We start from the raw sequence: 22,190 nt of genomic DNA, 5'->3' as shown, positions 1-22,190 counted from the left end.
GCAGGAAGGTCACCGGGGAGGTTTGGTTGTATCCCTGAGGATCAGGTGCGTGGGGAACATTTGGTAAAGTTCCCCCGCATCCTTTCCTGTGATCAGGCTGAGTATCTTGTCTGCTGCCGCCCTGCCCATGGCGTAAGGATCCTGTTGTATGGTGGTCAGTCCAATTGCGTCGCTGTAGGTGCTGTCGTCAAAACCGATAACGGATAGATCGTCAGGGACTTCTCGGCCATAGCGATGAAGACGGTAAAGAATTGGTATAGCCAATTCATCAGTTTGGAAGCATACAGCTGTCGGCGCTGGTTCCAGTGCCAGGAGTTGGGACAAGGCTGAGTTGTAGACATCTTGCCCGAGAGGACATTGTATGGCCGTGGCCTCATCCTGAATGTCCGCCTTGCGACAGGCATCCATAAAGCCTTCAAGCCGCTCGTCAGCCCTATAGCGGAAGGGTGAACCGTGCCCTGCCCTAATGAATGCTATTCGTCGATGGCCTAGGCCGATCAGATGGTTGACAGCCAGACGCATGGAGTCGCGGTCGTCGATATAAACGGCTGCGTCAAATTCCTTGATGGCCGGGATGTTGATGCCTACGATAGGCACATCCATGTTCCCTAGCCTGGCGATTTCATCCGGCTCTATGTTGAATGAGCAAACCACTACCGCATCCGCGTTCCGACGAACCGGCAAATCGGAAAAAAACCGGCTGCGTGCTTCAAAGGTATTCATTGTATAAATGGAGATATCGTAGCCTGATTGTTGAAGAACATCATTGAGGCCCGCGAAGACATGGCTGTTGAACCATTTGGTCACACTGTCGCTTATGAGCATGGCAATGCGCATGGATTGTCCTGACTTCAGCGCTGCTGCCGATCTTGATATGCTAAAGTCCAACTGACGGGCAATTGTGAGGACTTTGGCGCGTGTTTTCGCGGAAACCAGCTGTGGACGAGTGAAAGACCGGGATACGGTGGAGACTGATACGCCGGCTTTCCTGGCAACGTCCTGGATGGTGGATTTCACTGGGTGCCTCCGATTGCCGAAGAGGAGACGTCCGCTGGGGATGCCGTTATGGTGCAGCACCTCATTCGAATCCTCCTCCATGATCCAGTTCGATGTGACGGAGCCTGTCCTCGTATCTGATAGATAACGATAGCAATTTCCTTCTTCATCTACTTCATCTTTATTATAGAACCTGGGATGCAGATCTAACCCGTCGCAGATGTTATATCCGGGAAATAGCGCGTTTGCAGTCTTTATATAGGTTTTGAAATCGATCGCACGAATGCTGTTGATGCCACCGTGTGAAAGGCTGACGCATTGATGACAACGATTGAATTATAGAGAATCCGGAGTCTTGTGGGCTTAAAAGAGTCATGTTGAGCCGAATCATAGAACGGACATGTCGATGAAATGACTTAGCAAATCGCATTCCGTCATCCCTTATTGCTATCGTTTGCATTTTTCCGTTTTTTGTGGACAATGGAAGATAGGTCGAGTTTCAGTTCGGCACGAGTCGCTGGCTGGACACAAGTGACAGCGAGGAATTCGACTGAACAAGAAAGAAAGGTTCGATGATGAATCACACGATAACCAAGGGAATTGGTCTATTGGCGGCTCTGACTTTGTCTGTCGGAGCCTTGGGCGCCTGCGGATCGACTCAATCGGCTGATGGTGGTAAGACAGCCGCTGGAAAGGTCTTCTTCCTGAATTTCAAACCAGAAGCAGCAGATCAGTGGAAAGCGATCGCAGAAGAATATACCAAGGAAACCGGCGTCAAGGTTGATGTGCAAACGGCGGCCTCCAATACATACGAACAGACGCTGAAGTCGGAGATGGCCAAATCGCAGGCTCCGACCTTATTCCAGGTGAATGGGCCCGTGGGCCTAGCCAGTTGGAAGTCTTATACGGCAGACATGTCCAAAAGCGAAGTGTATCGTCAACTGACCAATCAAGACCTGGCGCTCAAGTCGGATGACGGTCAGCAGGTCCTGGGAGTTCCTTATGCCATGGAGACCTATGGGCTGATTTACAACAAAGACATCATGGGCAAGTACATGAAGTTGCCTGATGCCAAGGTCAAGTCCGTGAAGGAGATAAATTCATTTGACAAGCTCAAGGCGGTTGCTGATGACATTCAGCAGCACAAGGATGAGCTTGGCGTCAAGGGTGCCTTTACCTCGGCGGGGTTCGACTCTAGCTCCGATTGGCGCTTCAAGACGCATTTGGCCAATATTCCTCTCTATTACGAACTCAAGGAAGATAAGATCACCACTCAGCCAGAATCCGTCAAGGGAACTTATCTGCCTCAGTTCAAGCAAATCTTCGATCTTTATCTGAAGGATTCCACCACTGATCCCAAGCAGCTGAGCTCCAAGACCGGGGATGACGCCAATTCGGAATTTGCTCTTGGAGAGGCCGCTCTATATCAGAACGGAACCTGGGCATGGACTGATTTGGAGAAAGCAGGTATGTCCAAGGATCAGATCGGCATGATGCCCATCTACATCGGCGCTCCCGGCGAGAAGGATCAGGGTCTGGCGACAGGTTCGGAGAATTACTGGTGCATCAACAAGAAGGCCTCCAAGGATGATCAGCAGGCGACGGAGAAATTCCTGGCTTGGATGATAACCTCCGAAAAGGGCAAGAAAGCCATGAGCAGCGACATGGGCTTTACCACCCCCTTCAAGAGCTTTGATGATGTAAAATCCGACAATCCTCTGGTTCAGGAGGCAGTCGAAGACTCCAAGTCCGGCAAGACCCAGGTTAGCTGGAACTTCACCATGATGCCCTCCGAGCAGTGGAAGAATGACCTGGGCAACGCCCTTCTGGAGTACGCTCAGGGCACCGGCAACTGGGATAAGGTCAAGTCGGCGTTCGTAGACAATTGGGCCAAGGAGTATCAGGCCAATCGTCAGGCCTGATATATAGAGCGTCGGCTCTTCCATTTGCTTGCTGAAATGAGCAGCTGCCCGTCATAGACTTGTCCGAATTTCTGAGGAATGGTCATGGCGGGCTTGGATGGAGTCGGGGAAGGAATGGACGACCCATGGTAGTCAGATCGATACGGCGTTGGTGGGTCCTTTTTACCGTGCCCACAGTAGTGGCCTTCATAGTCGGATTTATTGTCCCCTTTCTTATGGGTGTGTGGTTGAGCCTGTGTCGTTTTACTACGGTGACTGATGCACGATTCATCGGGTTGACCAATTACCGTGCAGCGCTGGCTGACGGGGAATTCTGGCACGCTTTGGTCTATACCGTCGCTTTCACCATAGTGACGACTGTTGTTGTCAACGTAGCTGGATTCGCGGTGGCCTACATGCTGACAAAGGCGATTCGAGGGGCGAATGTGTTCCGCTCCGTCTTCTTCATGCCGAACCTGATCGGCGGCATCGTGCTTGGATACATTTGGCTGCTGCTGCTCAACGGCGTGCTCTCCCGATGGGGTCGATCCATCACCTACTCGGGAATGTACGGATTCTGGGGAATGGTGCTCCTGTACTGCTGGCAGCAAATCGGATACATGATGATCATCTATATTGCCGGTCTGCAGGCTCTTCCCGGTGATGTGCTGGAAGCCGCCTCGGTCGATGGTGCCAATAGTCGGCAACGGCTGATGTTGATTACGCTACCCCTGATGATGCCGTCGATAACTGTGTGCACCTTCCTGACAGTGACCAACGGGTTCAAGATGTTCGATCAGAACCTGGCATTGACCAATGGCGCGCCTTCGAACACCTCTGAGCTTCTGGCGCTGAACATTTACCGGACGTTTTATGGCAGGACCGGGTTTGAGGGCGTCGGGCAGGCGAAGGCGGTGGTGTTCTTCGTTATCGTGGCGCTGATTGCGCTGATACAGAACCGGCTTACCACCAGCAAGGAGGTAACGGCATGAGTGAGAAAACGAAAAGATCCGGCTTATGGAGCGTCTTTTTCACTCTGGTATCCATACTGTGGGTGTTTCCTCTGGTGCTGGTGCTGGTCAATTCTTTCAAAAACAAGGCATATATATCGCGCAATGCCTTCTCGATACCCGTAGGCAGGGCATTCGTTGGTTTGGAGAATTACCGGCGTGGCATCGAACGGACCGACTTGATTGCCAGCTTTGGATGGACGGTGCTCATTACGGTTGGATCGGTGCTGTTGATTCTGATCTGCACCTCCATGTGTGCATGGTGGATCGTCCGCGTCGATAATTGGGCGGCCAGAACCTTGTATGTCCTGTTCCTGTTCAACATGGTCGTGCCCTTCCAGATGGTCATGTTTACGCTGTCCAAGCTGGCGGACATGCTGGGGCTTAATACACCTTGGGGATTGTGCCTTGTCTATCTTGGATTCGGGGCTGGTCTGGCCGTTTTCATTTTCACTGGCGTCATCAAGGGCATTCCCCGGGAGCTGGAGGAGTCAGCCATGATTGATGGAGCAAGTATTCCACGTACTTTCTTTGGAATCGTGGTGCCAATCATGCGGCCCTCGATCGTTTCAGTCGCCATCCTCGAGGCTATGTGGATATGGAATGACTTCCTCTTGCCATATTTGACCTTGGACATGCGCAGGTTCAAAACGATGAGCATAGCCATCCAGTACCTTAAAGGCGGTTATGGCAGTGTGGATATGGGCGCCATGATGGGATGCCTGGTGCTGGCAATCATCCCGATCGTTATCTTCTACCTGATTTGCCAGAAGTACATCATCAAAGGTGTGCTTGCCGGAGCAGTGAAGGGGTAGGCCGATGTTTCAGACATGGGGGCCTGCCCGGCTGTTCCTCCCTGGGGCGGGCTCCTGTGCCGATCATCATTGCATGGAGGTTTGATGGGTTTTCTTTCTCCCGATTCAGGGTTTATGCGCGGATTGTCGGATCTGGCGGATGCCATCTGGATCAACATGCTCATGCTGGTTACGGGTCTGCCCTTGGTTACCATTGGTGCGGCTTTGTCGGCAGGACATTACGCTGCTCGAAGGTCCCTTCAGGGGCGAGGCCATGTAACTGCCGATTTTTTCCATGCCTTTCGAGTGGAATTTATGCAGTCCACGTGCATATGGCTGATATTGGGTCCGATCGGTTGCCTGCTGATATGCGGATGGCTCCTGGTGCGCGTACCCCTCTTGCTGATACCTGGATTCGCCCTGGGGCTGCTATGGGCCATCGTCTTCGAATGGGTCTGGTCGCTGCAAGCCGGTTTTGAAAATACTGTCCTGAGGACCATGCTGAATGCACTGGTCATTGGCGTTGTCAATTGGCCGCGCACAGCGGCTTTGGTCGTCATGGACTTGGCGTATTTACTGCTTTTGGCCGTCTGCTGGCTTCGTCTTCCCCAGGGGCTTTTTCTTCTCGTGGTTCTAGGGTATGGAACACTTGTCATGCTCCATACGCCGATCCAGAAACCCACCCTTGACAGGTATCGGACCGGCAATTCGCAATCCTGATGGCCGTGAAATACCTGTATACATAAACATGTATACGATTCCATCAAATTGACTCGGATGTAAATGAAAAGGCGATGCAATGCCAATTAAGGAATGACAACGATTGCAAGAACAATCTTGGTGGCCGTTGAACCTCGTGCGATTGCTCCCGGTATTCGACCTGCTGCCAAAGTAAGCAAAGGAGATCAACTATGTCACGGGGCGACGGTCCGGGGGTAATGCCATTGGGACGCCAGGAAGGTACACGTTGCGCAGGGTGGAATGAGGTCGAATCATGAGTGCGAAAGCAGTGCAGTCATTGCCTGACACTACAGGCGCATTGGCACGTCTTGCCGCTTTGTGCGGTGTCGCTGCTGAATATGAGGATCAGCAAGGCGAATTGCAGCATATAGATGCCGATGTGCTCGTCAGAGTGCTGGGGGCAATGGGCGTTCCCGCCAAGAGCGATGCGCAGATCGGTCTATCGCTGAAGCGCATACTTCGTGACCGGAATGAACAGCTGTGTCCGCCGACCATCGTGCAGACCGTGGGCAATGCTGTCAGGGTGCCGCTTCGTGCAGCTGCAGGTTCCGTGCGAGCTTCGTTGAAGCTCGAGGACGGAACAGATCAATCATCGTCGCTGGTCATCACGTCGGGAGGCGGCCCGGATGACGGTCGATCCCTCTTTCTGGTTTTGGACGGCAGGATTCCGATTGGGTACCACGAGCTCACCGTATCGGACGGCATGCGGAGCGCAGTGTCGACGGTGATTGCTGCGCCGGGACATATTGATCTGCCGGCTGCGGTTGCCGAGCATCCACGATGGGGCTGGATGGTTCAGCTGTATTCGGTGCGCTCGCCGCAATCCTGGGGTGTCGGCGATTTCGGGGATCTACGTAGGCTTCTTGTGGATGCTGCTGATAAGACCAAGGCTGATTTCATGCTGATAAATCCCATCCATGCCGCCGAGCCAGTGCCTCCAATGACGCCTTCGCCGTATTTCCCGGCCTCTCGTGTGTTTATCAATCCCCTCTATATTCGACCTGAGCTGATCGACGAATACCAGAATCTGCCGGCAGGGGATAAGCATGGTATCCGTACGCTCCTGAAGCAGGTATCAATGGATGACACCAATCCCGATCTCATTGACAGGGATCATAGCTGGAAGTGCAAAGAGGCAGCCTTGCGGATCATCTATGACAAGGGTGAGCTGAGTCAGGAACGTGCTGGACAGCTGAAACAGTTTATTGATTCCGGTGGCGTTGAGCTCAAGGACTTCGCCTTGTGGTGCTTGGCATACCAATGCTGGGGCAGGCCTGAGTCCGGACCCGACTCATGGTTTCATAGACTCGGCCCGGATTCTGTCGCCGTCAGTAACCTGCTGCAGGAGCATCATGACGACTTCGATTTCTATGTCTGGATGCAATGGGTTGCTGATCAGCAGCTGGAACGGGCGCAGAGGGCTGCCCGGGATGCCGGCATGGCTATTGGTCTGATGGAAGACATGGCTGTTGGTGTCAATCCTCTTGGAGCCGATGTCTGGACCCATCCGGAATCTTATGCATCCGGTGCTACGGTGGGCGCCCCGCCAGATGATTTCAATCAGCAGGGGCAGAATTGGATGCAGCCGCCGCTTGACCCGATGAGCTTGCAGCGGACCGGGTTTCTGGCCTATAGGCAATTGGTCCATGCCATGTTCGCTCATTGCGGGGCCGTCCGCATCGATCATGCCTTGGGCTTGTTCCGACTTTGGTGGATTCCTGATGGGTTACCTGCGAGCCAGGGAGCCTACGTGTCCTATGATCAGGATGCCATGCTGGCGGTCTGGGCCATTGAAGCGACTCGTTCCGGAGGGATGGTCATCGGGGAGGATCTGGGTGTCGTCCCCCGTTACGCTTCGCAGGCTCTGGCTGAACGTGGCATTCTGGGCACCGTCATTGAGTGGTTTGAGCAGCAAGATGGACGGTTTACAGATCCGGCACAGTACCGTCAGTGTGCATTGGCGGCCGTGACTACGCATGATCTGCCTCCCACGGCTGGATATCTTCGTTATGAGCATGTGCGACTCAGAGAGAAGTTGCACCTGCTGAACACGTCGCCCGCCAGTTTTGAACATGCCGCCAAGCAGGAGCATGCGGCCATGCTGCGCTTTCTGCAGGACCATGGCTGGTTGGATAAGGCAGCTGCCAGTGATGAGGACGGCCATATGCAGGAAATTGTGCAGGCTATGCACCGTGCCATTGCCGAGTCCCCCTGCCTGCTCAAGGTCGCCGCGTTGGTTGATGGGGTGGGCGAGGCTCGTTCGCAGAATCAGCCTGGCACAGTCGATGAATACCCCAATTGGCGCGTTCCATTGGCTGATGAACATGGGCAAGCAGTGAGTGCTGACAAGGTGTTCGATATGGCCCGTGTCCGCGCACTTGCCGGGATTATGCAGAAAGGGTGAGCCGGACTCCTGTCATCCCGGTATTTGCTCGTTTTTCAGTAGCGTTCTTGACAATGGGAATAATATTTGCCAGAAGAAGTTGAGTGATGTAGGCTCAAGTTTCGGAGTGGTCATGATGGCTGCTTGTCCGGGTCGACGGAAGTCGGCCATCGGGACCACGAACGAAGCGCGAGCGGAGAACGTGAACGTCGAGGTGCGGGGTCAGACCCTACGCCCCATTTCATCAGGAGGTAACGAGTATGGCACGTGCAGTTGGCATTGATCTGGGAACCACCAATTCCTGCATTGCAACCCTTGAGGGCGGCGAGCCCACGGTAATCGTCAACGCTGAGGGCGCGCGGACCACGCCGTCGGTGGTGGCATTCAGCAAGTCCGGCGAGATTCTGGTCGGCGAAGTGGCCAAGCGCCAGGCGGTCACCAACGTGGACCGGACCATCAGCTCGGTCAAGCGCCACATGGGCACCGACTGGTCCGTCGAGATCGACGGCAAGAAGTGGACCCCGCAGGAGATTTCGGCCCAGATCCTCATGAAGCTCAAGAGGGACGCCGAGTCCTACCTGGGCGAGCCCGTCACCGACGCGGTCATCACCTGCCCTGCATACTTCAACGACGCTCAGCGCCAGGCCACCAAGGATGCCGGCAAGATCGCCGGTCTGAACGTCCTGCGTATCATCAACGAGCCCACCGCTGCAGCTCTGGCCTACGGTCTGGAGAAGGGCAAGGAGGACGAGCGCATCCTGGTCTTCGATCTGGGCGGCGGCACCTTCGATGTCTCCCTGCTGGAGATCGGCAAGGATGACGACGGCTTCTCCACCATCCAGGTCCAGGCCACCAACGGCGACAACAAGCTGGGCGGCGATGACTGGGATCAGAAGATCATCGACTGGCTGGTCAGCGAGGTCAAGAACAAGTACAACGTGGATCTGTCCAAGGACAAGATCGCCCTGCAGCGGCTCAAGGAGGCCGCCGAGCAGGCCAAGAAGGAGCTGAGCTCCTCCTCGTCCACCAGCATCTCCATGCAGTACCTGGCCATGACCCCCGACGGGACCCCGGTCCACCTGGACGAGACCCTGACCCGGGCGCACTTCGAAGAGATGACCTCCGACCTGCTGGGCCGCTGCCGCACGCCTTTCAACAACGTGTTGCACGATGCCGGCATTTCGGTTCAGGACATCGACCATGTGGTGCTGGTCGGCGGTTCCACACGTATGCCCGCCGTCAAGGACCTGGTCAAGGAACTGACCGGCGGCAAGGAAGCCAACCAGACCGTCAACCCCGATGAGGTTGTGGCCGTCGGCGCTGCCGTGCAGTCCGGCGTCATCAAGGGCGACCGCAAGGACGTCCTGCTGATCGACGTGACCCCGCTCTCCCTGGGCATCGAGACCAAGGGCGGCATCATGACCAAGCTGATCGACCGCAACACCGCCATCCCCACCAAGCGGTCCGAGGTCTTCTCGACCGCCGAGGACAACCAGCCCTCCGTGCTGATTCAGGTCTACCAGGGCGAGCGTGAGTTCGCCCGCGACAACAAGCCTCTGGGGACCTTTGAGCTGACCGGCATCGCTCCAGCCCCGCGTGGCGTTCCTCAGATCGAGGTCACCTTCGACATCGACGCCAACGGCATTGTGCACGTCTCCGCCAAGGACAAGGGCACCGGCAAGGAGCAGTCCATGACCATCACCGGTGGCTCCGCCCTGCCCAAGGACGAGATTGATCGCATGGTCAAGGAGGCCGAGGCCCACGAGGCCGAGGACAAGCAGCGTCGTGAGGATGCCGACACCCGCAACGCCGCCGAGTCCGCTGCCTACCAGACCGAGAAGCTGGTCAACGACAACAAGGACAAGATCTCCGACGAGGTGGCCAAGGAGGTCACCGACAAGGTCAACGCTCTGAAAGAGGCTCTGAAGGGCGAGGACATGGACAAGATCAAGAACGCCCAGAGCGAGCTGATGACCTCTGCCCAGAAGATCGGCCAGGCCCTCTACGCCCAGCAGGGCTCCGCTGACGGTGCAGGCGCTCAGGGCGCTGCAGGTGCCTCCGGTGCCGCCTCGGGTGCAGGCTCTTCCTCGTCCGCCGATGACGACGTGGTGGATGCCGAGGTCGTGGACGACGACGACAAGAAGAAGGACGGCGAGTGACATGTCGGCCTTCGACAAGGATGATGCCGGGCCACTGAAGGGTGACCCGGCCGCCGCCGGCGGACCGGACGGGAACGAGGCCAAGGCCTCTGACGCCGCCTCGACGCCCGACCAGGAAGCGGCTCGCGGACGTCACGCCGACAAGGGCGCAGCAGACGGGAGCCAGGCTGCCGGACAGACCACGTCGGATTCCTCCGCCAAGGACGCGTCGTCAGCGGATGCTCAGGCTGATGACAAGACTGATGCCGACTCGGCCAATGAGGAGAGCACCGACAAGGGATCAGACGGGCTGACTCCTCTGGGCCAGGCCAAGAAGGAGGCCGCCGATTATCTGGAGGCCCTCCAGCGCGAGCGGGCCGAGTTCGTCAACTTCCGCAACCGCGCCAAGAAGGAGCAGGACATCTTCCGTCAGCATGGCATCGTGGATGTACTGACCGCCCTTCTTCCGGCCCTTGATGACATTGACCGAATCAAGGAGCATGGGCAGATGGACGACTCCTTCCAGGCCGTGGCCAAGAAGATCGACAAGACCTTCGAGAAGTTCGGTGTCGAGAAGTTCGGTGAAAAGGGCGAGGACTTCGACCCCACCAAGCATGAGGCCATCCTGCACAAGCCGGACCCCGAGGCCAAGAAAGAGACCGTTGACACGGTGGTCGAGGCAGGCTATCGGATCGGCGACCGGGTGATCCGGGCCGCCAGGGTAGTGGTGACCTCGCCCGGGCAGTAGCAGGGACGGTGATTGCGGACCTTCCGCAGGCTGAATCGACGCCTTCGCATGCGGCGGCTGGTGGGTATGGTCCTGCCCGCCGCCGCACGCGAAAGGGCGGATTCCAATTCGATATATTCGTAGCTTATGAGGAAAGGAGACATGGATGGCTGAGAATGAATGGCTGAGCAAGGACTATTACAAGGTCCTTGGTGTCTCCAAGGACGCCAGCGAAGCGGAGATCACCAAGGCCTACCGCAAGCTTGCCCGCAAATACCATCCCGATCTCAATAAGACCAAGGAGGCCGAGGAGAAGTTCAAGGACATCTCCGAGGCCTACGACGTGCTCAGCAACAAGGAGCAGCGTCAGAAGTACGATGCCATCCGCCAGTTCGGCATGGGGGGAGCCCGGTTCGCCGGAGGCTCAGGCCAGGGCGGCTTCAACACCGATGCATTCTCGGACATCTTCGGCTCCATGTTCGGCGGGGCCGGGGCGCCGGGAGGCACCCGCATCCGTTTCGGCGATGGTTCGGGACAACCCGACTTTGCTGACATCTTCTCCTCCTTCGGTGGGGGTGCCGGCGGTGGAGGTCGGACCACTTACCAGGAGACCAGGCCCAGGCCCGTCAAGGGTGAGGATCGCAACTCGAAAATCGGCCTGTCCTTCCGTCAGGCGGTCAAGGGGGCCACGGTCTCCCTGAGCGTGGGCGGCAAGCGCTTCAAGACGCATATCCCCGCTGGGGTTCGCAACGGCCAGCGGATCAGGTTGGCTGGCAAGGGTCGGCCCGGCAGGGACGGGGGCGCCAATGGCGACCTCTACCTGCAGATCAGCGTCCAGCCCAGCCAGCGGTTCACCATGAAGGATAGGGATCTGGTCATGACCCTGCCGGTGACGGTCTCCGAGGCTGCCCTGGGGGCCAAGGTCCAGGCCCGGGACATCGACGACCAGGTCATCACCTTCAGGATTCCGGCCGGCTCCTCCAGCGGCGACGAGATCCGCATCGCCGGCAAGGGAGTCCAGGACAGGCGCGGCAAGGGCGACCTGGTGGGGCGGCTTGAGATTCGCATGCCCGGTCGGTTGGGCATGGCTCAGAAGAAGGCCATGCGTGACTTTGCCAAGTCCAGCGGTGACTTCGACGAGCAGATCGCCGGGGAGCGCATGAAGATATGACAATCCGGATGCCGGATTAAGTCGGAACGAACAGCGGGGAGGAGTGATGATCATGGTCAGGGTGGATCCCGAGACCAGGCGGATTTATCTGGCCTGCGCTCGCGGCCTGGTGGCCGGGCACATCAGCCTGGATGCTGCCGACGATGCCGGCTTGGACATTGAGTTGCCGGTCTTCACCGTCGGCCAGGTCGGGCAGTTGGCCAACATCCATCCGCAGACTCTGCGCCAATACGACCGGCTGGGTCTGATTGTGCCGGAACGGACCGAGGGGGGTGCGCGCCGATACTCCCTGCGGGATCTGGACCGGCTGGGTCAGGCCCAGCATCTGAGCCAGGACGAGTCCATCAACCTGGCCGGGGTGACCAGGATCCTGGCCCTGGCCGAGGAGAATCGCCAGCTGAGGCGTCAGTTGCGCCGCTCCCACCAGTCACAGGGATCCAGCATGTTCGCGGCCGCTGCCGACGGCCGGGTCGTCGAGGTCAGGCGGTCCAGCAGGGCTCGGCTCTGGCGGCAGGACACGACGCATGACGAGGCCGATCCGACCGAGTCCAAATCGCTGATCGTCTGGAGCGTACGCTCCTGAGACAGGTGAGTGGCCTGTGCTATGGTGTACAGGTTGGCCGCTCGCCCAAGAGCTGCGGCTGACTGTCGCCTGAATGCTTTGAGTACGGGGAAACCGCTTGCGCGAAATTCGTCATTCTCTGCTTTGCACGCGGCCTGCGAACTGTCGACCGACAGTACCGTTTTCTTCCCTGTTGTGAAAGGTCATTGTGACTGCTTCATCCATGCCCGATTCCAATTCATCCAATTCCGGACAACCCGCCGCGGAGCCCGTGACCTTCGACCAGCTGGGTGTACCTGAACCCTTGGTCCGCGTCCTGCGCAAGGACGGCAAGACCAGCGCCTTCCCCATCCAGCGGGATACCTTGCCCGATGCCCTGGCTGGCCGTGACATCCTGGGCCGGGGCCGGACCGGTTCCGGCAAGACCCTGGCCTTCAGCATCCCTCTGGTGGCTCGACTGGCTGCCGACGAGGGAGGACGGGCCACCCATGGTCGCGGTGGAGCCGCTGGATCAGGCAGTCTGCCACGCCCGCGCGGTCTTGTCCTGGCTCCCACCCGCGAGCTGGCCAATCAGATTGATGAGGTTCTCAATCCGCTGGCCCAGGCCTACGGCATGCGGACCTGCACTGTCTATGGCGGGGTAGGCCAGGGCCGTCAGGTCGATGCGCTTCGGCGCGGTGCCAAGATCGTGGTGGCTTGCCCCGGTCGCCTGGAGGATTTGCTCCGCCAGCGCAAGCTCAGCCTGGAGGACGTGGAGATCGCCGTGCTGGACGAGGCCGACGAGATGGCCGACATGGGCTTCCTGCCTGCCGTGGAGCGGATTCTGGCCCAGGTCAGACCGGGCGGTCAACGCATGCTCTTCTCGGCCACTCTGGATCATGGAGTGGATGCCGTGGTCAAGCGTTTCCTCAAGGATCCCAAGATTCACGAGGTGGATTCCGCCACCCAGCATGTGGATCTGATGACCCACCACATCTTCGAGACGACGCAGGCTGCTAAGCACGACCTGGTCCGCACGCTGGCCGCAGGGCAGGGCAAGAGGATCCTGTTTACCCGGACCAAGTTCCAAGCCAAGAAGCTGGCAAAGAATCTGATTGACAATGGCATCCCTGCCGTCCAGTTGCATGGCAACCTCTCCCAGGGGCAGAGGGACCGGAACCTCAAGGCTTTCTCGGAGGGCCTGGTCCGGGTCATGGTGGCCACCGATGTGGCGGCCAGAGGCATGGATGTCAGCGGGGTGGATCTGGTGGTCCAGGTGGACCCTCCGGCCGACTACAAGTCTTTCCTCCACCGTTCCGGGCGCACGGCAAGGGCTGGCCACTCCGGCGACGTGGTGACGGTCGTCCTGCCCGATCAGCGGCGAGATACCCGGCGGATGCTGCGTATGGCCCATATAGATGCCAAGCCGGTCGGGGTCACGGCCAACTCCCAGGAGGTAGGCGATCTTGTGGGACCCCATGCCCCCCTGGTTGAGGGCTGGTCCTTGGAGGCCGCCATAGCGGAAACCCGAGGATCACAGGACGGCAAGCAGGCCGGTTCTCGTGGTCGTCGATCCGGCGGGCCCGCCCGTAGGAGACGGGGGTACGATCGGTTCGACAGGCGGCCGAGGGGCTCTGGCCGGGGACGTGACGGTGATGGAAGGAATCCCCATCGCAAGTGGGCTGACGGGCTTGACGAGGATCGCCCCTTCGACGGGCGTAGGCGGCACGGGCATGCCGACTCCGATCAAGCCGTCCAAGCCGGTGGCCATCGAGGCAGGGGCAATCGTGGCCGTGCGGGCACAGCTCGTGGGCGGGGTCGCCACGATGGCGGTCGTTTCGACGACGGCGGTCGCACCTACCGCAACGGTGATCACAGGCACCGCGGAGGCAGACGGAGACGGGACAATAATCCCTTCCGTCAGGTCAAGTCCCGCTGATTGCTCCCGCTGTTCTATCGGCGTGACCGGTCAGACCGCATGGGTCAGGCCATGTTCCCTTCGCAGCTCTCCCGGAGTTGGACCTTCACGGGGAGTTCGGTGGAAATGGGTGGTTCCTCCGGTGAGTTCAGGCGCCTGACCAGGGTGGAGACGGCGGCCCGGCCCAGTTCGACCATGGGCTGTCGGACCGTGGTCAGGCGGGGCTGTGAGACGGAGGCCTCCTTGATTCCGTCGAACCCGGTGACGATGACCTGGTCGGGAACGCTTACACCCGCATCAGATAGGGCCCTCAGTACCCCAAGTCCCATCTGGTCGTTGGCGCACACCAGGGCCTGGGGGAGGGTGCCCTGCCTGACCAGGCTGGCAGCGATCTGATAGGCGACGGACTGCGAGAATTGCCCTCTGTAGATCGGCGCGGCCGAGGGTTCCAACCCCTCTGACCTCAGACCCTCACAGAACCCTTCGTAGCGTTTGCCATTGTCTGGGGAATCATCCATGCCCGCCATGTAAGCCATCCGCTGTACCCGGTGTTTCTCGAACAGGTGCCTGACCAAGGTGTACATGCCCTTGCGGTTGCTCACGCGGACCAGATCGAATTCGCTTTCCTGGTTGAATGGAGCATTGGCGATCATGACAACGGGCAGGCGTTTGCGCAGGAAGGACAGGACGCTGTCAGGCACGGACCTTGCCAGGACAATCAGACCATCCACCTTTTCCGACATGGTGCTGATCAGCTGGGGGATGTCGTCACCCTTTCCCCTCAGGCCGATGCTGACCATGAGGCTGAGGCCCTGCCGCCAGGACTCCAGTTCGCACCCCCTTAACACCTCGTCGAAGTAGAGGGAATCCGTATTGTCTTTCTGATCGTGGGGTGGATCGACGACGATGTCGGCGGCATCCTCGCTGACCAGTTCGAAGTCGCTGATCTGGTCCAATTGATCGATGTTTGGCAGAAAAAGGCCTATGGTGTTGGTCCGTCGGGCGGCCAGGCTCCGCGCGCTGCCGCTGGGGAGATAACCCAGGAGGTTTATGGCTTTGAGCACAGTCTGTCTGGTTTCGGGCCTCACCATCTCTGGTGTGCGCAGGACCCTGGAGACGGTGGCGATGGATACGCCGGCCTCGCGGGCGACATCGTACACGGTCGGTTTCCTTGCCATCCGCTTTCCTTTCTTTCATACATCCCATACAGCATATCATCGAAACGTGCAGTTGATTGCAAGATTTGATAGCGCTAACATTAATGCTCCTTATCTGGGAATATAGGTAACTATATAAGTAAATGAAGGAATCCCCACGCTTGAAAACTCCTGATGGGAATGATTTGCACATTTAAATGTAAGCGCATACAGTAGAGAGCACGATGGTTGATCCGGTCCGGTCAGAGGATGCCGTGCAGGTCCGGGAACCCACCCGTGCATGCGCGTGCCGACTACACCCCGATAGCAGAGGACGGATTTGGCCCGTGAATGTCAATGCAGACAAAGGAGACATATGAGACGGAAAACAGTGGCGGTGAGAATCCTTGCAACACTGGTTGCAGGGGTCACCCTCCTGGGACTGGGGGCATGCGGAAGTAAGTCCGAGGCAACGCAGCAGGCTGCCGCAGGCAATCAGATCCTCTTCGGCGGTGACAGTGGCAGTCCAACTTTCACCCGTAATTTCAACCCATTCTCGACCAGCAAGAGGATAGGCATCAACTTCATCTACGAACCCCTCGAGGTGGTCAACAGCCTCGATGGGACCTCAACCCCCTTCCTGGCCAGCGGGCATAAGATCGTGGACCCCAAGACAGTCGAGTTCCAGATTCGTGACGGGGTCAAGTGGAGCGACGGCAAGCCCTTCTCGGCGCAGGACGTGGTCTTCACCTTCAACCTGGTCAAGAAGGATGCGGCCATGGACTCCCTGGGGGTCTGGCAGCACATCTCCTCCCTTGAGGCCTCAGGGTCCAAAGTGACCTTCCAGTTCAAGGACAACGATGTGCCTGCGGTGTCGATCGTCAGTCAGCAGAACATCGTCCCGGAGCACATCTGGAAGGGTGTGAAGGACCCCCTCAAGTGGACCAATGAGAACCCCGTCGGGACCGGCCCGTATAAGCTGGACACCTTCAAGCCCAACCAGTACACCCTGGCGAAGAACAAGGACTACTGGCAGGCCGGGAAGGTTGCGGCCGACACCATCGTTCTGCCCGCCTCCAACAAGCAGCTGGACCTGGTCAACAAGAAGTATGACTGGGCCTACTCCTTCATCAACAACGTGGACAAGACCTGGGTGGGCGCCGACAAGCAGCACAACCACTACTGGTTCCCTCCGGGGGGTACGGTCTCCCTTTACCCGAACCTGACCAAGGCCCCCTTCAGCGACGTGAACTTCCGCAAGGGCCTCAGCTATGCCCTTGATCGCGACAAGATCGCCAAGGACGCTGAGGAAGGCTATGTGGATGGTGCCACCCAGACCGGCCTCATCCTGCCCAACCATGACAAGTGGGTCAACGATTCCATTCCCAACAAGGGAAAGGTCTCCCAGGACGAGGCCCAGTCCCTGGAGTACTTCGCCAAGGCCGGCTACAAGAAGCAGGGCGACCAGTTGGTGGACTCCAACGGCAAGCAGCTCGAGGTCAACATCACCGTGCCCAGCGGCTACACCGACTGGCTGCGCGGGGTGCAGACCATGCAGGGCCAGTTGACCAAGCTGGGTATAGCCGTCAAGCTCACCCAGCCCCAGCCGGCCGCATACACGCAGGCGCAGAACAACGGCGACTATGATCTCCTGATCTCCTCCTTCGGAGGCACCGGCAGCGTCTTCCAGGACTACAACGGCCTGCTCAACAGTGAGTTCGCGGTTCCCGTGGGTCAGTCAGCCAACGCCAACTTCGAGCGTTACAAGAACCCCAAGGCCGATGAACTCCTGGCCCAGCTCAAGCAGGCGGCCGATGAGAAGTCCCAGAAGGCCATAGTCGACCAGCTCCAGCAGATCGTCTACGACGATGTGCCGGTGATTGGTCTCTTCTACGGCGGTCTCTGGGGCCTGTTCAGTACACGGAACTACACGGGTTGGCCCAGTGAGGACGACCCCTACACCTCACCCAGCACCTGGACCCAGTCGGTTCTCATGGTGGTAACCCATATCAAGAAGGCCTGAGAGGCCGGGCCCATAAGGGCAGAAGAGGAGCGGGCTGGTTCGGTGGCGGTCCTGCCGGGCCGTCGGGACGGCCGGTCCCTCCTTGTCTGCCTACTGGGCCGCCCCCCGCCCCTGACGGATGAAAGGTCGTCACGTGCGATATTTTTTCGGGAAAATTGGTCTATTCTTCGTTACCCTCTGGGCGGCCATAACCGTCAACTTTCTACTGCCCAGGATGATGCCTGGATCACCTGCCGACGCGGCCATAGCCAAGTTGTCCCAGAACGGGCCGGTCACCCCTGAGGTCAGGGCTTCCATAGAAGCCCAGCTGGGCATGCCCAAGGGCAACCTGCTCAGCCAGTACTGGCAGTATCTGGGGGATGTGGTCCACCTGAACTTCGGCGTCTCATACAGCAACTTCCCGCAGAACGTATCGGACCTGGTGGGGGCTGCCCTTCCTTGGACCCTGACACTGGTGGGGCTGGTCACGATTGTCTCCTTCATCATCGGGACTGCACTCGGGGCCCTCATGGCCTGGAAGCGGGGGACCGCCGTGGATGTGACCGGTACGATTTCCAGCTCCTTCCTCTCGGCCTTCCCCTCCTTCTGGCTGGCCCTCATGCTCCTCTTCTTCCTCGGTTACAGGGCCGGCATCTTCCCGACTTCCGGCGCCTACTCGTCCACCGCGATACCCAACTTCTCGATGGACTTCATATCTGACGCCGTGGAGCACTCCATACTGCCAGCACTGACCATCCTGCTGACCTCCCTGGGCAGCTATGTGATGGGCATGCGCAACACCATGATCAACACATTGGGGGACGATTACGTCACCTTTGCCGAAGCCAACGGCCTGCGCCAGCGGACGGTCATGCTCAAGTACGCGGCCAGGAACGCCCTCCTTCCCAACCTGACCTCCTTTGGTCTGGTCCTGGGCGGCGTGGTCGGCGGTTCCCTCCTGGTCGAGCAGGTCTTCAACTATCCGGGGGTCGGCCTCCTGCTCTATCAGGCCGTGACCAACCAGGACTACCCCCTGATGCAGGCCATCTTCCTGATGATCACCATCAGCGTGCTTGTGGCCAACTTCATCGTGGACATTCTTTACGGGGTCCTTGACCCGAGGACGAGGAGGTGAGGGCGATGACGAACAGCATCGTCAGCACAGGGATGCAGACTTCCGCACAAGGGGATGGGAATGACCCCCAAGGGCCGCAGGCCCGTACCGCCAGGGACCGGAATCCCGTCCTCCGGGCCCTGGAGGTGATAGGCAAGGGGTTCAGGACGGTCTGGGAGGTGCCCAAGGCCAGGTTCGGCCTGGTCCTGTTGGCCCTGATCGTCCTTTCGGCTCTGTTCGCCCCTTGGCTCAGCCCCTATGACCCAAAGGCCGGCGATTTCGAGGCCAGCATCGGACCCAGCGCCCAGCACTGGCTGGGTACCACCAGCAACGGGCAGGACGTCCTCTCCCAGCTCCTGTGGGGCGGGAGGGTCTCTGTCATGGTGGCCATGGTCTCCGGTCTCCTATCCACCTGCATCGCCGTGTTGGTGGGCCTGAGCTGGGGCTACATCCGCTCCTTCGCCGGGGAGTTCGTCGGTTTCATCGTCAACCTATTCCTGGTCATCCCCTCCCTCCCACTGATGATCATCATCGCCGCCTACCTCCAGAACGGAGGCATGAGCGTGATCATACTGGTCATCGTCCTGACCGGTTGGGCCTGGGGGTCCCGGGTCCTGCGCTCGCAGACCCAGTCCCTGCGTTCCAGGGACTTCGTCACCGCAGCGGCCTTCAGCGGGGACAGCTCTTGGCGGATCATCTTCCATGAGATCTTCCCCAACATGCTCTCCCTGATCATCAACAACTTCTTCGGTGCGGCCACCTCCGGCGCCCTGTCGGAAGCAGGCCTGGAATTCCTGGGCCTGGGTGACTCGACCACGGTCAGCTGGGGCACCATGCTCTACTGGGCCCAGAACAACAATGTGATCTTGACCGGCCAGTGGGCACTCCTGCTGGCGCCAGGTCTCATGGTCGCCCTCCTGGCGGTCTCCATGACCTTCATCAACTTCGGTGTGGACCGCCTGAGCAACCCCCGTCTGCGTGAAGGGAAGGCATGATGGAACTGCTACGTGTCGAGAATCTGTCCGTCGAATATGACAGCCCCGACCAGGAACCGGTCAAGGCGGTCGAGGACGTGAGTTTTTCGCTGGACCAGGGTGAATTCGTGGGCCTGGTCGGTGAGTCGGGGTCGGGCAAGTCCACCCTGGGCTTCGCCGTCACACGACTCTCAAAGCCGCCGGCCCGGATCAGCAAGGGGCGTGTGCTCTTCGGGGGCAAGGACATCACCACTCTCAGCCAGGAGGAGCTCCGCAGACAGCGGTGCGGCGGATTCGCCATGGTCCTCCAGTCGGGCATGAACGCCTTGAACCCGGTGCGGACCGTACGCAAGCACTTCGTGGACATCTACAAGGCCCACGGGAACGTGGAGAAGAAGGATTACGAGGCGCATTCCAGGCAGCTCGTAGAGAAGGTAGGTCTGCAGGACTCCGTGCTTAACGCCTACCCGGGTGAACTGTCGGGCGGCATGAGGCAGAGGGTCTCCATATCCCTGGCCCTGGCCTTGGAGCCCAAGCTCATGGTCTTCGACGAGCCGACCACCGCACTGGATGTCCTGGTCCAGCACGAGGTGATGGGGACCATCCGGGAGCTGCAGAAACAGGAGGGCTTCACCGCCATCCTGATCAGCCACGACCTCGGTGTGGTCCTTGAGTCCACCCAAAGGGTCCTGGTCATGCACAACGGACGGATCGTGGAGGATGCCCCCAGCGAGCGGATCCTGACCGATCCCCAGGACGACTACACCAAGATGCTCCTCAGCCATTATGGTGATCCCAGAGCCGAACACGTTTCAGTGCCCGGCTTGAAACCTCGTGATGAGGCCGAGGCCTCCGGCTCGGTTGGTGGAACCACTTCGCAGGCCGACGATGAGGAAGACATGACGGTCACGGTGACCGGCGTCTCCAAAATCTACCCCTCCCGCAAGCGGGGTGAGGATTCGGTGACCGCCGTCGACAATGTCTCCTTCACCCTCTCCCCGGGTCAGTCCTTGGCCCTGGTCGGGGCATCCGGATCCGGCAAGTCCACCATAGCCAAAATGCTCACCGGGGTGGAAAGGCCGACATCAGGCAACATCACCCTGGGCGGCAGGCGGGTTGATCAGATGAAGCGGCGCAAGGATCTGAGGTCCCTGCGTTCCGACATCCAGATGATCTTCCAGGACCCCTATTCGGCCCTCAACCCCCTCCACACGGTGGAGTACACGCTGACCAGGCCCATCCTCAATTACACGGACCTGAGGGGGGACGATGCGCGTAGGCGGATGTTGGAACTGCTGGACACGGTGGGCTTGACCCCTGTGGAACAGTATGCCGCCAAACTCCCCCACCAGCTGTCGGGAGGGCAACGCCAAAGGGTGGTCATAGCCCGGGCGCTGGCCAGCAACCCCCACGTCCTGGTGGCCGATGAACCGGTCTCCATGCTGGACATGACCCTGAGGGCCGGAATCCTGGCCCTCCTTGACGACCTGAGGGTCCGGTTGAACGTGAGCATGCTCTACATCACCCACGACCTCCTGTCGGCCCGACTGATCACCGATTCGATCATGGTCCTCAACAAGGGCACGGTGGTGGAGCGGGGACGGACGGCCCAGGTTCTTCAGCACCCTGAAAACGACTACACGATCAAGCTGCTCGACGCCATCCCCAGCCTGCGCACGCAGGCCTGAGGGCAGAAAGCCACAGGAGAGAAACAATGATATCCCACCATGTCGTGGACAGGGGTGTGCCCTTTGGGGACCTACCCCTGCCGGAGAACATCGAGCCCATGGTCATACATGCCCCCGTGGGCGACCTGACTGCCCTCCATGCCCCCAAGGGGGTAAGGGGGGTGCGGGGAGTGGCCATGATGATTCCTGGCTTCACAGGTTCCAAGGAGGACTTCTACCAGATCAGTTCCATCCTGGGAGAGGATGGTTGGGATGTCTGGTCCTACTCGCAGAGGGGGCAGGCAGACTCGGTGGCCCCTGAAGGGAGGAAGGCCTATGACAGGGGGGCCACGGCCGGTGATGCCTTGGATGTAGCCCGTGTCCTGATCGAGCACACCGGGGCCAAACGGGTCCACCTCCTGGGACACAGCTTCGGCGGGGTGGTGGCCCAGGCGGCCCTCCTGGCCGACCCTGACCTCTTTGCCAGCCTTACTCTCATGTCGTCCGGCCCCCACGGTTGGCCGGGCCGGAAGGCGGACCTGCGTCAGCGACTCCTGGACCACCCTGGTGGGGATCTGTGGAGGCTGGATAACCCGGACAGGGCCAGCCTGCCGGACGAGGAGCTGAATCCACAAGACAGATTCCAGCGTCTTCGGGCAGAGCGGACCAGCCGGGACCAGCTCATCGGGACCATAGACCAGCTGGCCGACCTGCATGACAGAACCGAACAGCTGGCTGCCACCGGCCTGCCCATGATGGTTTTCCATGGCGAGCACGACGACTTCTCCTGGCCCCAGGACTGGCAGGCCAGGATGGCCCGCCTGCTGGGCGCACGCTACGAGGTGATTGCGGGTGCCGGCCACTGTCCCAACATCGACAGGCCTGAGGAGACGGCGGTCCTCCTGGACGACTTCTGGACTTCTGCACAGAACGAACGGTGAATTTCAGCAGGAACAAGCCCATCAGCAATGAAAGCG

The 22,190-nt window shown here is 59.2% G+C and carries 17 protein-coding genes; 15 read left to right on the top strand and 2 right to left on the bottom strand.

What is annotated here, in order from left to right; genetic code table 11:
- Positions 1-9 precede the first annotated feature (9 nt).
- Positions 10-1,098, bottom strand: coding sequence for a LacI family DNA-binding transcriptional regulator (locus tag H3U89_RS02935; RefSeq protein WP_082069302.1), 1,089 nt, complete (start codon positions 1,096-1,098; stop codon positions 10-12).
- Positions 1,099-1,568: 470 nt separating this feature from the next.
- Between H3U89_RS02935 and H3U89_RS02930 the strand changes: the two genes are divergently transcribed.
- The 10 genes from H3U89_RS02930 to H3U89_RS02885 all read left to right on the top strand — a co-directional run bounded on the left by H3U89_RS02930 (position 1,569) and on the right by H3U89_RS02885 (position 14,341).
- Positions 1,569-2,918 carry an ABC transporter substrate-binding protein gene (locus tag H3U89_RS02930; RefSeq protein WP_198178558.1) on the top strand — a complete coding sequence of 450 codons (1,350 nt, stop codon included), beginning with the start codon at positions 1,569-1,571 and terminating at the stop codon, positions 2,916-2,918.
- Between the two features lie 125 nt (positions 2,919-3,043).
- On the top strand, positions 3,044-3,889 hold the full coding sequence (locus H3U89_RS02925) for a carbohydrate ABC transporter permease (RefSeq protein WP_198176984.1): 846 nt from the start codon (positions 3,044-3,046) through the stop codon (positions 3,887-3,889).
- Positions 3,886-4,722: a carbohydrate ABC transporter permease gene (locus H3U89_RS02920; protein ID WP_198178559.1), complete on the top strand. Its 837-nt coding sequence runs from the start codon at positions 3,886-3,888 to the stop codon at positions 4,720-4,722. Before H3U89_RS02925 ends, H3U89_RS02920 begins: the two co-directional genes overlap by 4 nt.
- Before the next feature lie 84 nt (positions 4,723-4,806).
- Positions 4,807-5,421 (top strand): YesL family protein, encoded by a 615-nt coding sequence (locus H3U89_RS02915; RefSeq protein WP_198176982.1) that lies wholly within the window; start codon positions 4,807-4,809, stop codon positions 5,419-5,421.
- Between the two features lie 274 nt (positions 5,422-5,695).
- Positions 5,696-7,846, top strand: a complete 2,151-nt coding sequence (gene malQ, locus H3U89_RS02910) for a 4-alpha-glucanotransferase (protein WP_198178560.1) — start codon at positions 5,696-5,698, stop codon at positions 7,844-7,846.
- A 239-nt stretch (positions 7,847-8,085) separates the two neighbouring features.
- Positions 8,086-9,984, top strand: a complete 1,899-nt coding sequence (dnaK, locus tag H3U89_RS02905; RefSeq protein ID WP_198178561.1) for a molecular chaperone DnaK — start codon at positions 8,086-8,088, stop codon at positions 9,982-9,984.
- 1 nt (position 9,985) lies between these two features.
- On the top strand, positions 9,986-10,711 hold the full coding sequence (grpE, locus tag H3U89_RS02900) for a nucleotide exchange factor GrpE (RefSeq protein ID WP_232345467.1): 726 nt from the start codon (positions 9,986-9,988) through the stop codon (positions 10,709-10,711).
- Between the two features lie 145 nt (positions 10,712-10,856).
- A complete protein-coding gene (locus H3U89_RS02895; protein WP_198178562.1) occupies positions 10,857-11,861 on the top strand; it encodes a DnaJ C-terminal domain-containing protein in 1,005 nt (334 codons plus the stop codon).
- Between the two features lie 52 nt (positions 11,862-11,913).
- Entirely contained in the window at positions 11,914-12,444 is a 531-nt protein-coding gene (locus H3U89_RS02890; RefSeq protein WP_198178563.1) for a heat shock protein transcriptional repressor HspR, read from the top strand.
- 202 nt (positions 12,445-12,646) lie between these two features.
- Positions 12,647-14,341, top strand: coding sequence for a DEAD/DEAH box helicase (locus H3U89_RS02885; protein WP_232345719.1), 1,695 nt, complete (start codon positions 12,647-12,649; stop codon positions 14,339-14,341).
- A 44-nt stretch (positions 14,342-14,385) separates the two neighbouring features.
- On the opposite strand, the gene H3U89_RS02880 is transcribed toward H3U89_RS02885, so the two are convergent.
- Positions 14,386-15,498: a LacI family DNA-binding transcriptional regulator gene (locus H3U89_RS02880; protein ID WP_198178565.1), complete on the bottom strand. Its 1,113-nt coding sequence runs from the start codon at positions 15,496-15,498 to the stop codon at positions 14,386-14,388.
- Between the two features lie 334 nt (positions 15,499-15,832).
- Between H3U89_RS02880 and H3U89_RS02875 the strand changes: the two genes are divergently transcribed.
- The 5 genes from H3U89_RS02875 (at position 15,833) to H3U89_RS02855 (ending at position 22,154) form a co-directional block, all read left to right on the top strand.
- Positions 15,833-17,479, top strand: a complete 1,647-nt coding sequence (locus tag H3U89_RS02875; protein WP_198178566.1) for an ABC transporter substrate-binding protein — start codon at positions 15,833-15,835, stop codon at positions 17,477-17,479.
- Between the two features lie 217 nt (positions 17,480-17,696).
- Positions 17,697-18,593, top strand: a complete 897-nt coding sequence (locus H3U89_RS02870) for an ABC transporter permease (protein WP_232340501.1) — start codon at positions 17,697-17,699, stop codon at positions 18,591-18,593.
- Positions 18,594-18,598: 5 nt separating this feature from the next.
- Entirely contained in the window at positions 18,599-19,567 is a 969-nt protein-coding gene (locus H3U89_RS02865; protein WP_198178567.1) for an ABC transporter permease, read from the top strand.
- On the top strand, positions 19,567-21,234 hold the full coding sequence (locus H3U89_RS02860; RefSeq protein WP_198178568.1) for an ABC transporter ATP-binding protein: 1,668 nt from the start codon (positions 19,567-19,569) through the stop codon (positions 21,232-21,234). The genes H3U89_RS02865 and H3U89_RS02860 overlap by 1 nt, the downstream gene beginning before the upstream one ends.
- A 26-nt stretch (positions 21,235-21,260) precedes the next feature.
- The gene (locus H3U89_RS02855; RefSeq protein WP_198178569.1) at positions 21,261-22,154 is read left to right on the top strand and encodes an alpha/beta fold hydrolase; all 894 of its coding nucleotides are present in this window, start codon (positions 21,261-21,263) and stop codon (positions 22,152-22,154) included.
- Positions 22,155-22,190 lie beyond the last annotated feature (36 nt).

Source organism: Bifidobacterium sp. W8104 (genome assembly GCF_016100735.1).
GTDB classification, from domain to species: domain Bacteria; phylum Actinomycetota; class Actinomycetes; order Actinomycetales; family Bifidobacteriaceae; genus Bombiscardovia; species Bombiscardovia choladohabitans.
Note: the sequence above shows the minus strand (reverse complement) of the source record. Positions and strands in the feature narration are given on the sequence as shown.

Bases quoted from the DNA above. Each gene is read 5' to 3' on its own strand.
- H3U89_RS02935 (WP_082069302.1), bottom strand. From the start codon at position 1,098: ATGGAGGAGGATTCGAATGAGGTGCTGCACCATAACGGCATCCCCAGC.
- H3U89_RS02930 (WP_198178558.1), top strand. From the start codon at position 1,569: ATGATGAATCACACGATAACCAAGGGAATTGGTCTATTGGCGGCTCTG.
- H3U89_RS02925 (WP_198176984.1), top strand. From the start codon at position 3,044: ATGGTAGTCAGATCGATACGGCGTTGGTGGGTCCTTTTTACCGTGCCC.
- H3U89_RS02920 (WP_198178559.1), top strand. From the start codon at position 3,886: ATGAGTGAGAAAACGAAAAGATCCGGCTTATGGAGCGTCTTTTTCACT.
- H3U89_RS02915 (WP_198176982.1), top strand. From the start codon at position 4,807: ATGGGTTTTCTTTCTCCCGATTCAGGGTTTATGCGCGGATTGTCGGAT.
- malQ (WP_198178560.1), top strand. From the start codon at position 5,696: ATGAGTGCGAAAGCAGTGCAGTCATTGCCTGACACTACAGGCGCATTG.
- dnaK (WP_198178561.1), top strand. From the start codon at position 8,086: ATGGCACGTGCAGTTGGCATTGATCTGGGAACCACCAATTCCTGCATT.
- grpE (WP_232345467.1), top strand. From the start codon at position 9,986: ATGTCGGCCTTCGACAAGGATGATGCCGGGCCACTGAAGGGTGACCCG.
- H3U89_RS02895 (WP_198178562.1), top strand. From the start codon at position 10,857: ATGGCTGAGAATGAATGGCTGAGCAAGGACTATTACAAGGTCCTTGGT.
- H3U89_RS02890 (WP_198178563.1), top strand. From the start codon at position 11,914: ATGGTCAGGGTGGATCCCGAGACCAGGCGGATTTATCTGGCCTGCGCT.
- H3U89_RS02885 (WP_232345719.1), top strand. From the start codon at position 12,647: ATGCCCGATTCCAATTCATCCAATTCCGGACAACCCGCCGCGGAGCCC.
- H3U89_RS02880 (WP_198178565.1), bottom strand. From the start codon at position 15,498: ATGGCAAGGAAACCGACCGTGTACGATGTCGCCCGCGAGGCCGGCGTA.
- H3U89_RS02875 (WP_198178566.1), top strand. From the start codon at position 15,833: ATGAGACGGAAAACAGTGGCGGTGAGAATCCTTGCAACACTGGTTGCA.
- H3U89_RS02870 (WP_232340501.1), top strand. From the start codon at position 17,697: ATGCCTGGATCACCTGCCGACGCGGCCATAGCCAAGTTGTCCCAGAAC.
- H3U89_RS02865 (WP_198178567.1), top strand. From the start codon at position 18,599: ATGACGAACAGCATCGTCAGCACAGGGATGCAGACTTCCGCACAAGGG.
- H3U89_RS02860 (WP_198178568.1), top strand. From the start codon at position 19,567: ATGGAACTGCTACGTGTCGAGAATCTGTCCGTCGAATATGACAGCCCC.
- H3U89_RS02855 (WP_198178569.1), top strand. From the start codon at position 21,261: ATGATATCCCACCATGTCGTGGACAGGGGTGTGCCCTTTGGGGACCTA.